The 11,970-nt window shown below is 71.6% G+C and carries 14 protein-coding genes and 1 pseudogene; 7 read left to right on the top strand and 8 right to left on the bottom strand.

Going from position 1 to position 11,970, the window contains the following annotated elements; all coding sequences use genetic code 11:
* Positions 1-57: 57 nt before the first annotated feature.
* Positions 58-1,035: a phosphotransferase family protein gene (locus K1J60_RS02720; protein WP_220644732.1), complete on the top strand. Its 978-nt coding sequence runs from the start codon at positions 58-60 to the stop codon at positions 1,033-1,035.
* A 92-nt stretch (positions 1,036-1,127) separates the two neighbouring features.
* Positions 1,128-1,385: a hypothetical protein gene (locus tag K1J60_RS02715; RefSeq protein WP_220644731.1), complete on the top strand. Its 258-nt coding sequence runs from the start codon at positions 1,128-1,130 to the stop codon at positions 1,383-1,385.
* Between the two features lie 196 nt (positions 1,386-1,581).
* Here K1J60_RS02715 and K1J60_RS02710 read toward each other — a convergent pair whose 3' ends face one another.
* Entirely contained in the window at positions 1,582-2,610 is a 1,029-nt protein-coding gene (locus K1J60_RS02710) for an SDR family oxidoreductase (RefSeq protein WP_220644730.1), read from the bottom strand.
* A 110-nt stretch (positions 2,611-2,720) separates the two neighbouring features.
* Between K1J60_RS02710 and K1J60_RS45570 the strand changes: the two are divergent.
* Positions 2,721-2,978, top strand: a pseudogene (locus tag K1J60_RS45570) (M15 family metallopeptidase); the annotation flags it as partial.
* A gap of 272 nt (positions 2,979-3,250) precedes the next feature.
* On the opposite strand, the gene K1J60_RS02705 reads toward K1J60_RS45570, so the two are convergent.
* Together K1J60_RS02705 and K1J60_RS02700 are read right to left on the bottom strand one after the other, a co-directional pair.
* Positions 3,251-3,916, bottom strand: coding sequence for an HAD family hydrolase (locus tag K1J60_RS02705; RefSeq protein WP_220644729.1), 666 nt, complete (start codon positions 3,914-3,916; stop codon positions 3,251-3,253).
* A gap of 42 nt (positions 3,917-3,958) precedes the next feature.
* Positions 3,959-5,008 (bottom strand): PHP domain-containing protein, encoded by a 1,050-nt coding sequence (locus tag K1J60_RS02700; RefSeq protein ID WP_220644728.1) that lies wholly within the window; start codon positions 5,006-5,008, stop codon positions 3,959-3,961.
* Between the two features lie 147 nt (positions 5,009-5,155).
* Here K1J60_RS02700 and K1J60_RS02695 point away from each other — a divergent pair, with 147 nt between their 5' ends.
* Positions 5,156-5,392, top strand: coding sequence for a hypothetical protein (locus K1J60_RS02695; RefSeq protein ID WP_033528548.1), 237 nt, complete (start codon positions 5,156-5,158; stop codon positions 5,390-5,392).
* Here K1J60_RS02695 and K1J60_RS02690 read toward each other — a convergent pair.
* The 3 genes from K1J60_RS02690 to K1J60_RS02680 form a co-directional block, all read right to left on the bottom strand.
* Positions 5,373-6,092 (bottom strand): VanZ family protein, encoded by a 720-nt coding sequence (locus tag K1J60_RS02690; protein ID WP_220644727.1) that lies wholly within the window; start codon positions 6,090-6,092, stop codon positions 5,373-5,375. The genes K1J60_RS02695 and K1J60_RS02690 overlap by 20 nt on opposite strands.
* Before the next feature lie 292 nt (positions 6,093-6,384).
* A complete protein-coding gene (locus K1J60_RS02685) occupies positions 6,385-7,041 on the bottom strand; it encodes a DUF4230 domain-containing protein (RefSeq protein ID WP_220644726.1) in 657 nt (218 codons plus the stop codon).
* A 41-nt stretch (positions 7,042-7,082) separates the two neighbouring features.
* Positions 7,083-7,223, bottom strand: a complete 141-nt coding sequence (locus K1J60_RS02680) for a hypothetical protein (RefSeq protein ID WP_220644725.1) — start codon at positions 7,221-7,223, stop codon at positions 7,083-7,085.
* A gap of 14 nt (positions 7,224-7,237) precedes the next feature.
* Here K1J60_RS02680 and K1J60_RS02675 point away from each other — a divergent pair, with 14 nt between their 5' ends.
* Positions 7,238-8,206: a ribose-phosphate diphosphokinase gene (locus K1J60_RS02675; protein ID WP_220644724.1), complete on the top strand. Its 969-nt coding sequence runs from the start codon at positions 7,238-7,240 to the stop codon at positions 8,204-8,206.
* Positions 8,207-8,220: 14 nt separating this feature from the next.
* Here the strand turns inward: K1J60_RS02675 and K1J60_RS02670 are convergent, their stop codons facing one another.
* Positions 8,221-8,616 carry an anti-sigma factor antagonist gene (locus K1J60_RS02670; RefSeq protein WP_220644723.1) on the bottom strand — a complete coding sequence of 132 codons (396 nt, stop codon included), beginning with the start codon at positions 8,614-8,616 and terminating at the stop codon, positions 8,221-8,223.
* A 156-nt stretch (positions 8,617-8,772) separates the two neighbouring features.
* On the bottom strand, positions 8,773-9,201 hold the full coding sequence (locus K1J60_RS02665; protein ID WP_033528553.1) for a MarR family winged helix-turn-helix transcriptional regulator: 429 nt from the start codon (positions 9,199-9,201) through the stop codon (positions 8,773-8,775).
* A gap of 116 nt (positions 9,202-9,317) precedes the next feature.
* On the opposite strand from K1J60_RS02665, the gene K1J60_RS02660 reads away from it, so the two are divergent.
* Both K1J60_RS02660 and K1J60_RS02655 read left to right on the top strand, forming a co-directional pair.
* A complete protein-coding gene (locus K1J60_RS02660) occupies positions 9,318-10,775 on the top strand; it encodes an aldehyde dehydrogenase family protein (protein ID WP_220644722.1) in 1,458 nt (485 codons plus the stop codon).
* A 77-nt stretch (positions 10,776-10,852) separates the two neighbouring features.
* Entirely contained in the window at positions 10,853-11,962 is a 1,110-nt protein-coding gene (locus K1J60_RS02655; RefSeq protein WP_220644721.1) for an NAD(P)-dependent alcohol dehydrogenase, read from the top strand.
* Positions 11,963-11,970 lie beyond the last annotated feature (8 nt).

The raw sequence follows: 11,970 nt of genomic DNA, 5'->3' as shown, positions 1-11,970 counted from the left end.
GGACCCGACCTGGCAGAGTGGGCTCGCACGGCTGTCCGGTTACCAGGGGGGACGGGAATGGACGACGGGGAACGGGCGCGACTCGCCCTCGCGGCGGCGGGAGTACCACCGGAGCACCTCGCCGAACGGCTGCCGCTGGGCGGCGGCACGTACAACACCGTCGAGGAACTGCGTCTCACCGACGGCACCCGGCTCGTCCTGAAGGTCCCGCCGCCGTCGTCCACCCCGGCCCTGGCCTACGAGAGCGAACTCCTCGCCGCCGAGGCCGAGTTCTGCCGGGTCGCCGAGACCGTCGGCGTCCCCGCGCCACGGGTGGCCGGAGTCGCCCTCGACGAGGCCGCGCCGGCCGGCCGGCACATCCTGCTCACCCACTGCCCGGGTGGCGGATGGGACGGGCTCGCCGTCGGCCAGGAGGCCGCGCTGCGGCGGGAGTTGGGCGGTCTGCTGGCCCGGCTGCACCGGGTGACCGGCCCCGGTTTCGGTTACCCGTCCGGGACGTTCGGCCCGCTCACCGCCGACTGGCGCTCCGCCTTCACCGGCATGTTCGACGGACTGCTCGCCGACGCCCACCGTTACGGGGCCTGGCTGCCCCGCCCCGTGGACGAGGTGGCCCGTACGGCGAAGGCGGCGTACGACGCCCTCGACGAGGTGACCGTGCCGCGTCCGGTCCACTTCGACCTGTGGCAGGGCAACATCCTCGTCGAGCGCGGGGAGACCACCCCCCGTGTCGGAGGTCTGATCGACGGCGAGCGCATGTTCTGGGGCGACCCGATCGCGGACTTCGTCTCCCTGGCGCTGCTGGCGGACATCCGGCAGGACGCCGACTTCCTGACGGGCTATCAAGAGGCGGGCGGGGAGGCCGACTTCACCCCGTCCGTGCGTAGGCGCTATGCCCTCTACCGCAGCTATCTCTATCTGATCATGCTGATCGAGGTGGTGCCCCGCGCGATGGACGAAGAGCAGATCGCGTGGCGGCGAGAGGCGGTGGCTCCGCAGCTGACGGCGGCCCTGGACGAGCTGGTGGACCTCGCCTGACGAGCGGCACACCCGGTACGACGAACACCTGGTTTGAGGTGATCGGACCGAGGTACCCGCGCCCGGTGCACGACAGCAGGAAGGAGCACGCCGTGGACGATCACCGCCTGGAGGGTCCCGGCGAGCACGCGGACCCCATACCGAGGGACATGCCCGACCAGCAGGCGACGGAGGGCGAGGACCCGTGGGAGGCGGCCCCGACGCGTGCCGCCGAAGAGCCGGACGAGGGCGCCCCGGACGAGGCCGCGGACGTGCCCGACACGGACGAGGCCGGCACCGGGCGGCAGGGCGCCCCGCAGTCGGGCTCCGTCAACCCTGAGCAGCCCGTGCCGGACGAGCCCTCCGGCTGATCCACGTCGGCCGGACCACGTCGGCTGGACCATGGCCCTTCGACCATGGCCCTTCGCTCCCCGACCTGTAGAGACTCGGCGACCTGTAGAGACTCGGCGCCTCCCCGGTGGGACCCGGGGAGGCGCCGTCACGTCCGGGACGCGACGCGAGGGGCGACACGCGTCATGTCCGGACCGCGAGGCGCGAGGGGTGAACTCAGCCGACCTTCCGCCCCCGAAGCGGCTCCGTCTCCGCCCCGGCACCTTGCCGCAGCCCCTCCAGGAATTCCTCCAGCACCTCCACCGCGGTGCGCTCGGGCCGCCAGCGCAGCTCGTCGCGAGCCTTCGAGCAGTCCATCAGCGGCAGCCGCAGTACGGCGTCGAAGAGGTGCGGCGAGGCGGGCAGCAGCCGGAGGTTCCACGCGGCGGCGATCGCCGAGCGGGCCGCGACCCGGGGCAGCCGCACCGGACGGGACCCCAGCACCTCGCTGAGCAGCGTGGCGTCCACGGGCGACTCCGCCGCGAGGTTGAAGGCGCCGCGGGCATCGGTGTGCAGGGCCAGCAGGTACGCCCGGGCGGCGTCGTCGGTGTGCAGGGCCTGCACCTTCAGTCCGGCGATGTCGGGCAGGAACGGCAGCAGGTCGGGCCGGACCAGCTGCCCCGGCAGGAAACGCCCGCCGAAGATACGACGCTGTTCGCTCGCCGACTCCCGCTTGAACAGGAACGCGGGCCGCATCCGCACCACCCGCACGCCGGGGTGCTCGTGCTCGAAGGAGTCCAGGGCACGCTCCAGATACGCCTTCTCCCGGCAGTACGCGGCATCCGGCCAGCCGTGCGTCGGCCACGACTCGTCGACCGCGCGGCCCTTCGGCCCGGGGGAGTAGGCGCCGACCGACGAGGCGTGCACCAGGGTCGGGACCTTGGCCGCCGCCACCGCCTCGAAGACCCGCATGCTGCCCAGCACATTGGTCCGCCAGGTCGCGGCCGGATCGTGCGTCGGCTGGAATGCCCAGGCGAGATGGACGACCGCGTCCGCCCCTTCGAACTCCTTGACCAGATCGGCCTGCTCGGATCCGACGTCCACGGCCGACCAGTCGGTCTTCGCGGGGGCCAGGTCGGGGACCCGCCGGGCCAGTCCCCGGATCCGGTCGACCCGCGCGTCCTCCGCGAGCAGCCGCACCAGACTCGTCCCGACATTGCCGGTGGCGCCGGTGACCACGATCTTCCCGCCGGTTTCTCCGTTCACCGCGGGCTCCTCTCTCGCGCTTCGATTGCTCCGGAGCGCCCACGAGTACCCGGCCCCGGGGGATGCACGCAGCCACTACCGGCCACCCCGGCGAGGTCGGGCGGCGAACCGGCTGTCGGCCTCCGTCCCTGCAACGCGCCCACTTCGAGAGGTACGCGGCCGAGCAGCGCGCCCCGCACCCCGACTGGCCGCCGACCGCATCCGCGAGGCGGCCAGCCGCCATGTCTCCCCGCCCGAGGTGGCCCCGCACTCCGCCGACGCCGCCGTGGCCCTGACCCTGGTGGACAACCGGCGGCCCTGAACTCGACTTCGGTACGCGGGCCGACGCGAGTCCCGAGGAAAGCGCCGGGGCCTGCTGCACGGGCTCGGACAAGGGGAAGCCCCGACCGGGACGGGGGAATCACGGTCGGGGCGGTCTGTGTGTGGGTGCGGACGGCGGTCGCCTCTCGGCGAAAGGCTCCACAGGGCTTCAGCCGAACGATCGTCCCTGTGGGCAAAAGGTGAGGCCCGGGGACACTGTCCCATCCACACCCACGGCTGGTTCAACGGGAAAGTATCAGTGGGTGTTCCTTCCGTATCGGGACAATGCCGGTGATCTGTGTCACGTCGCACCGGGGTACCCGTAGCGGCTGTCACCAGGTCATTCCTCCCGGCCCAGCGGACTCTCCTCCAGGGCGGCCAGCAGATGGGCCGGATTCCGGAACACCGCCTCCGCGCCGGCCGCCTCCAGTTCGGGCCGTGGAATACCGCCGCAGAGCACCGCCACACAGTGCACCCCGGCCCGGGCGCCCGCCCGCATGTCCCAGACGGTGTCCCCGACGAACACCGACCGCTCGGGCTCGGCCCCCGCCAGCTCCAGGGCCCGCTCGACCGGATCCGGCGCCGGCTTTCCCCGGGCCACGTCATCGGCGCTCGCCGTCGCCATGACGGCGTCGTCGGCGCCGATCGCCCTCCGCAACGCGGCCAGCTCGGCCCCGTCGGCCGAGGTCGCCAGCACCACGCTCCAGCCCTGCCCGTCGAGCCGCCGCAACAGCCGCCCCGCGTCCGGCAACGCGGGCAGCCGCTCGAAGTACGTCCCGTACAACGCCTTGTGCGCCGCACTCAGCGCGTCCTTCTCCGCGGGGTCCCGCCCCTCACCCAGCAGGTGCGTGATCAGATCACCCGACGGCAACCCCACCGCCCGGTGCACGTCATGCATGGCCACCCGATGGCCGGCCTGCCGAAACGCCTCCCACCAAGCGACCACATGCAGATGGTTGGTGTCGACAAGAGTCCCGTCGACATCGAACACAGCAGCCTTCTTCATGGCTCACCTTCCTGGGGAACACCGACATCCACGCCCGAGCTCCTAGGCACCCCCCGCCCCCACCGGATCAGGGAGCGACCGGTCCCGAGCCCATCCGAGAAGCTCATCCACCCCCCACGTCGTCACCACCCGCTCGGCCGGAACCCCGCACTCCTCGGCCCGAGCACACCCGTGCACCTGCCACGTCAACTGCCCCGGCGCGTGCGCGTCCGTGTCGATCGAGAACAACGCCCCCGCCTCCACGGCCCGCCGCACCAGCCGCCTGGGCGGATCCAGCCGCTCCGGCCGGGAGTTGATCTCGACGGCCGTCCCGGTCTCCGCGCACGCCGCGAACACCGCGTCCGCGTCGAACTCCGACTCCGGGCGCCCGCGCCCGGTGACCAGCCGTCCCGTGCAGTGCCCGAGCACATCGGAGTGCGGATCCCGTACCGCGGCGACCATCCGCCGGGTCATCGCCCGCGCGTCCATCCGCAGCTTGGAGTGCACGGACACCACCACCACGTCCAGCCGGTCCAGCAGCTCCGGCTCCTGGTCCAGCGAACCGTCGTCGAGGATGTCGCACTCGATGCCGGTGAGCAGCCGGAACGGCGCCCAGGTCTCGTTCAGCGCGGCCACCACGTCGAGCTGCTCCCGCAACCGCTCAGGGGACAGCCCGCGGGCGACGGTCAGTCTGGGGGAGTGGTCGGTGAGCGCCGCCCACTCGTGGCCGAGGCGCGCGGCGGCCCGGCCCATCTCCTCGATCGGGCTGCCGCCGTCCGACCAGTCGGAGTGCACATGGCAGTCGCCCCTGATCAGCGCCCTCAGCTCCGCGCCCGCGTCACCCTCGGTGAGGGGGGCCTCGGCCTCCCGCTCAAGTTTCCGCAGGTAGTCCGGCACCTCCCCGGCCAGCGCCTCGCGCGCCACCTGCGCGGTCTTCGGCCCGACCCCCTTCAGCGACTCCAGCGACCCCGCGGCCGCCCGCTCGGCCACCTCGTCGGCCGGCAGCGCGCCGAGCACGGCGGCGGCCGTACGGAACGCCCGTACGCGATAGGTGGGGGCCCGGTCCCGCTCCAGCAGGAAAGCGATCCGGTCCAGGGCCTCGACGGGATCCATGGCACCTCCAGCCCTCCGCTTCCAGCGTCGCCCAGCCCCCGGGTACCCGCACGGCGGCCGTACGATCACGGGCGCCGTCGGACCGGCCGCACCACCCCTCCCGGCCTCACCCGGTCACCGAACGCCGGACCGCTCTACCCTCGAGACATGACCGAAAGCGCGAGCCCCTACATTTCCCATCCCCGGGTCCTGGTGCTCGGGGTGCAGCCCGGTACGCCGCCGTTCCGGATCGTGGAGATCGACGGTCAGGTGGTCGGCGAGGCGAAGCAGCTGACGGACGTCCTTCAGGCGGCCGCCGCGTACGGGATCGTCGTGCACGACCTCGACGACCCCGACCAGGTCCGCTGGGTGGGCGGCGACAAACTCACTTGGACGTTGCGCTAGCCCTCTTGGACGCCGCGCCGGCCTCCTTGCGCCGGCTCACCCGCAGGCGCTGGACCCAGGCGCCGCGCGGTGTCTTCCGCTGAACCGGAGTCTTTCCCCCAGCGGGCGTCTTTCCCCGACCCGGAGTCTTTCCGCGAGCCGCTGCCCCGCGCCGGTCCGGTGCGGTTTTCGGCTCCCGCGGCGCCCGGACGTGGACGGCCCGGCCGAGACGTCGGCCCAGCAGCAGGTAGCCCAGCAGCGCGCCCGCCGTGTTGAGGATGACGTCGTCGATGTCGAAGGCCCGCCCGGTGACGAGCGCGCCCTGCACCAGCTCGACCAGCAGCATCATCAGCGCGGTCAGGGCGGGGACCCGCAGCAGACCGCGTGCGCCGGGCGCCAGCACCGGCAGCAGGATCCCGAACGGCAGGCCCAGCAGGACGTTCCCGCCGACCTGCTTGAGCGCGTCGCGCGGGTCGGGGTGGTGCCAGTAGAGCTCCAGGGAGGTGCCGGGGCGGAGGTTGCTGTGGGTGAGCGCCTCCGACGCCGGGGACGGCTGGAGGGTGAGCCCGGCCAGCACCGCGCCGAACGCCACCATCGCGAGGAACGCCAGGGCCATCACCAGGAGCCGCAGGGGCAGCGGGAGTGGTCGTCGATCGCGCTCGGCGGCCTGGGTACGGCGGCCGGAAGCGGTGGAACGGGATCGTGACGTGGTGCCGGCCATGCGACCCTCCCGATTTCAACTTCCCTCTTTCCCAGGGTGGTTACCCCCGAAGAGGCCCACGATGCCCGCCCGGGCGCCCCTCGCACGAGAAGTCGCCGACCGGGTCCCGCCGGGTTTCGCCCCGCCCCGCGTGGGCACCCGGACCGCGAGTGACAGGGACCCGCTCCCGTTCGAGGGGCGCCCATCGGGCGCCCGGGAGCGGCGGGTCGTGGGAGGGCGCGGTCGTACGCCGGCGCGGACGGGCCGGCATACGACGCGCCCTCCCCGCGGCCGGGAGGGCGCCGGTGTCCGGTCAGGACCCGTAGGTCACCTTCACCTCCTCGAAGCCAAGCGACTTCAGCAGTCCTTCGAGCATGTCGGTGGTGTTGGCCTCGGCGCGGTCCGTGAGCTTGCTCTCCTTCGCCGCGTCCCCGATGTGCTTGACGGCGAGGCGCTGCACCGCCTGTTCGCCATTGGGGTTGTCCGAGAAGAGGTCGCCGAGTCGGTCGAGCAGGCCACGTTCCTTGGAGACGGCATAGGAGTGCTCGGTGTCCAGGGCCGGCTTGCCGAGCTGGGCGTGCGGGAGGTCGATGGTGGCCGACGTGCGGTCCTCGTTCATCTTCACGTCGTTCTCGCCGACCTTGCCGAGGTCGACATAGGCGTCCACGGTGCCCGCGCCCACGTACAGCGTGCGGGTGCCGCGGATCGCGTCCGGCAGGTACTTGGCGTCCTTCTCCAGGTCGACGACCACCTGGAAGTTGCCCGAGGCGGCGTCGTAACGGCTCATGTCCTGGATAGACTTCAGGAGCGTCGGTCCCGAGCGGTCGTGCTCCTCGGTGCCGAACACGTCGTCCAGCCCTCCGAAGACCAGCATCCGCAGCGCGGCCAGCAGCACCACGATGAGGATGACCACGGCGGTGAGCAGCTTGGCCCAGCCGGGCAGACGCGTGCGCTTGATGGACGTCGTCATGTCGACGGTCCTCCTTCCTGCTTCAACGAATGCCCTCAAAGTCACTGGGGGAACGCCGAGTTGGTGATTGTCCGCAGTTCGCCGTAGTCCGGGGGCGCGGGCCGTCCGGGGCGGCGTACCGGATCGGCGTACGCGAAGCGGCCAGTAGCATGAGCCGCGCCACCCGTAATGATCATGTTCATGCGAGGAGCCGACCGTGCGTGACATCGCCGTTTTCACCGGCAGCGCCCACCCCGAACTCGCGGAGGAGGTCTGCGCGCACCTCGGGGTGCCGCTGAGTCCGTCCCGGGTGAGCCGGTTCGCCAACGACTGTCTGGAGGTGCAGCTCCAGGCCAACTGCCGGGAGAAGGACGTGTTCCTGGTCCAGCCGCTGGTCACGCCGGTGCAGGAGCATCTCGTCGAACTGCTGCTGATGTGCGACGCGGCGCGCGGGGCCTCGGCCGGCCGGATCACCGTGGTCATGCCGCACTACGCGTACGCCCGCTCGGACAAGAAGGACGCGCCGCGGATCTCCATCGGCGGCCGCCTGGTCGCCGATCTGATGGTGTCGGCGGGCGCCGGCCGGGTGCTCGCCATGACACTGCACTCCCCGCAGGTGCACGGGTTCTTCTCGGTGCCGGTCGATCATCTGCACGCGCTGCGCGAACTGGCCGCGCACTTCCGGCGCTACGACCTGACGCGTACGACGGTGGTATCACCCGACCTGGGCAACGCCAAGGAGGCGGCGGCGTTCGCGCGGATGATCGGCGCGCAGGTCGCGGCGGGCGCCAAGCAGCGGTTCGCCGACGACCGGGTGAGCATCAGCTCGGTGATCGGCGAGGTCGCCGGACGCGATGTGATCGTCCTGGACGACGAGATCGCCAAGGGCAGTACCGTCCTGGAACTCCTGGAGCGGCTGAGGGAGTTGGGGCCGCGCTCGATCCGGGTGGCGTGCACCCACGGGCTGTTCGCGGCGGGGGCTCTGAAGCGGCTGAGCGAGCAGCCCGACGTCCTGGAGATCGTCTGCACCAACACCGTGCCGGTGCCGGTGGAGGAGCGCACCGACAAGCTGAAGGTGCTCTCCATCGCCCCCGCGCTCGCGGAGGCCGTACGCCGTATCCACAACGGCGAGTCCGTCAGCGCCCTGTTCGACGCGCCGGCGGGCGACGGGGGACAGCAGGGCTGACGGGCGGGGCGTGGTCATAACGTGCCGGACGCGGCCTCGGGCTGTTCCAGGGCCGCGTCCAGGGCCGCCTCCAGGGTCGGGGCGGGCGGCAGCAGCCGGGCGAGGCCGGTGACCTTCAGGACGCGCAGGGTGAGCGGGTGGGTGCAGACCAGGCGCAGTTCGCCGTCGTGGTCGAGCACCCGCTGCCGGGCCCGGTAGAGCAGCCGCAGCCCGGAGCAGTCGAAGAACTCGACGTGCCTGAGGTCGATCACGATCCGGGCGCCGGGGCGGCCGGTCACCGCGTCGAGATGCGGAATGATCTCCACGGCCGCCGCGATGTCGATCTCGCCGTGCAGTTCGAGCACGGCGTGGCCGCGGTCCGTGCGGACACGCAGGTACCCGGTCGCGGGCGGTGTGGGGTCGCTCGACACGACGGCATCGCCTCCTACCGGACTCTGTGAGGGGTGCGAGGGCAAAACCCTTCCCCGCTCTGCAAGTTACCCTCGTCAGAGTGAATTTCAGCATGTTCGATTGACATATGTCTTCGATTTCTCCGGCAATCCGTCCGGAGTTTTGCGCAGTGCCCTCTACGACAGCGCGTGCCACGCCTTGGACAGCGCCTGCCGGAACTGCTCGGCCTGGTGCGCGGTGAGGCCGCTGATCATGCGTTCCTCCAGGTCACGCATGGGCTCGGCATAGCGGGCGAGCACCTCGCGTCCCTCGTCGGTCAGCAGGATCAGCAGCTCGCGCCGGTTGCGCGGATTGCGCTCCCGGCGCACGAGTCCGCGGTTCTCCAGACTCCGCACGAGATCCGCGATGGACTGGGCGGTGACGAACGAGTCGCGGGCGAGCTGGGCGGCCGAGAGTCCGTCGTGCCGCTCCAGGACGGTCAGGGACGTGTACTGCAGGGCCGTGATCCCGGCCGGCTTCACCAGTTCGTCCAGGTGCGAGCGGACAACGAGCTCAACCTGCTTGACCATGTAGAGGAGGGAGGGAGGTGCCTTGGTGCCGACCATGGGGTCAGCGTAAGGCATTGACAGGAAACCTGTGTGTAATGAAACTGCGAACCAACAGGAATCCTGTTGGTTGAAGACTTGGCGATCAAGGCTGGATCAAGGCTGAGGAGTGGGCAATGACGACCACCTTCGAGAACGAGCCCGGGCGGCTGTTCATCGGTGGACAGTGGCGTGAGGCGACCGACGGGGCGCGCACCGACGTGATCGACCCGTCCACGGGCCAGGTGGTCACGACGGTCGCGGAGGCGGGCGCCGCCGACGTCGACGCCGCCGTGCGCGCCGCGCGCGAGGCCTTCGACAACGGCGCCTGGTCCGGACTGAGCGGCCGCGAGCGCGGCCGGATCCTGAACCGCGTCGCCCAGCTGATCCGGGAGAACGCCGACGAGATCGCGGCCCTGGAGAGCCGTGACGTCGGCAAGCCCATCACCCTGGCCCACGCCGTCGACGTGACGAACGCGGCCAACGACTACGAGTACTACGCCTCCCTGGCCTGGTCCCTGGACGGCTCCGCCCGCGACGTCCCGAACAACCGCCTCGCGTACACCAGGCGCGGCCCGATCGGTGTGGTAGGCGCGATCACCCCGTTCAACTTCCCGCTCATCCTGGCCGGCACCAAGATCGCCCCCGCCCTCGCGGCCGGCAACACGGTGGTGCACAAGCCGGCCGAGGAGACCCCGCTCAGCGCCCTCTACATGGCGGGCCTCCTCAAGGAGGCGGGCGTCCCGGACGGCGTCTACAACGTCGTCACCGGGACGGGCCCGGTCGCGGGCGAGGCGCTGCTGCGCAACCCCGGTGTCGACAAGATCGCCTTCACCGGCTCCACCGCCACCGGCCGGCACGCGGCGAGCGTCGCCGGCGAGGGGCTGAAGCAGGTCACCATGGAGCTGGGCGGCAACGCGGCGCACATCGTCTTCGAGGACGCCGACCTCGAGAAGGCCATCGGCGCCATCATCGGGGGCTTCGTCTACAACACCGGCCAGTTCTGCATGGGCGGCCCCCGCCTGCTCGTCGCCCGTTCGGTCCACGACACGGTGGTCGGCATCCTCGCCGACGCCGTGCCCGGTGTCCCCATCGGCGACCCCCGGCAGCCGGAGACCGTCATCGGCCCGATGGCCGGCGAGCGGCACCTGAAGAAGGTGGAGGAGTACGTCGAGCTGGCCCGCAAGGAGGGCGGCCGGATCGTGTGCGGCGGCGAGCGCCTGGACCTGAACGGCGGCTACTACTACAAGCCGACCGTCATCGCCGACCTCGCCAACGACTCCCGGGTCGTGCAGGAGGAGGTCTTCGGGCCGGTCCTCACGGTGCAGCCCTTCGACTCCGAGGACGAGGCCGTCGAACTGGCCAACTCCACGCCGTACGGCCTGGCCTCCGGCATCCAGACCACGAACCTCACCCGCGCCCACCGCGTGGCCGACCGCCTCCAGGCCGGCATCGTCTGGATCAACGACTGGCCGATGCTCGACCCCGCCGTGCCCTTCGGCGGGGTGAAGGCCTCCGGCTTCGGCCGCGAGTACGGCCCCGAGGCCCTGGAGTCCTACACCAAGGTCAAGTCCGTCGTCGTCTCGCTCGACTGAGCACCTTCCCCGGGATCACCCCGGTGAGCCGCGGGACGCGTCCGGCGGCTCACCGACAGAACAAGGAGTTCATGAGCATGTCCACCACCACACGTGCCGCCGTGGTCGAGTCCGGAGGCGCGCCCTTCACCCTCTCCGAGGTCGTCCTCGACCAGCCGGGACCGGGCGAGGCCCTGGTCCGCATGGTCGCCGCCGGGCTCTGCCACACCGACCTCACCGTCGCCACCGGCGCGCTGCCCTTCCCGCTCCCCGGGGTCCTGGGCCACGAGGGCGCCGGTGTCGTCGAGGCCGTCGGCCCGGGTGTCACCTCGGTCGCGCCCGGCGACCACGTCGTCCTGTCCTTCACGTCCTGCGGTGGCTGTCAGAACTGCCGTGACGGACACCCGGCGTACTGCGCCACCTGGCTCCCGCTGAACCTGCTGGGCGGTCGCCGCGCCGACGGCACCAGCACCATCAGCCGCGACGGCGAGGACCTCGGCGGCCACTTCTTCGGCCAGTCCTCGTTCGCCGAGCGGGCACTGGTCGACGAGCGCGGCCTCGTCAAGGTCGACCCGGACGTACCGCTGGACTCCATCGCCCCGCTCGGCTGCGGCGTCCAGACCGGCGTCGGCGCGGTCTGGAACGTGCTGGAGCCCCGCGCGGGCAGCACGGTCGTGGTCCTCGGCGCCGGAGCGGTCGGTCTCTCCGCCGTGATGGCGGCGGCCCTCACCCCCGCGACGACGGTCATCGCCGTGGACAAGGTCGGTGAGCGGCTGGACCTGGCCAAGGAGCTGGGCGCCACCCACACGGTGAACGCGAGCGAGGTCGAGGACATCGCCGAGGCGATCATGGAGATCACCGGCGGCCGGGGCGCCGACGGGGTCGTGGAGACCACCGGCAGCGTCTTCGTGCTCCGCAAGGGCGTCGATGCCCTCGCCGCGCGCGGCACTCTCGTCATCGTGGGCGCACCGCCGTTCGGCACGGAGGTCTCCCTCGACGTCAACGGCATGCTCGGCGGCAAGCGCGTCGTCGGCCTCACCCTCGGCGACAACGAGATCCAGACCGCCATCCCGGTCCTCGTCCAGCTCGTCAAGGAGGGCAAGCTCCCGCTCGACCGGCTGATCAGCCGCTACAAGTTCGAGGACATCGGCCAGGCGGTCGCGGACATGAGCGGCGGCAGGAGCATCAAGCCGGTACTGACCTTCTGACCGCCCCC

The organism is Streptomyces akebiae, assembly GCF_019599145.1.
GTDB lineage: Bacteria > Actinomycetota > Actinomycetes > Streptomycetales > Streptomycetaceae > Streptomyces > Streptomyces akebiae.
Note: the sequence above shows the minus strand (reverse complement) of the source record. Positions and strands in the feature narration are given on the sequence as shown.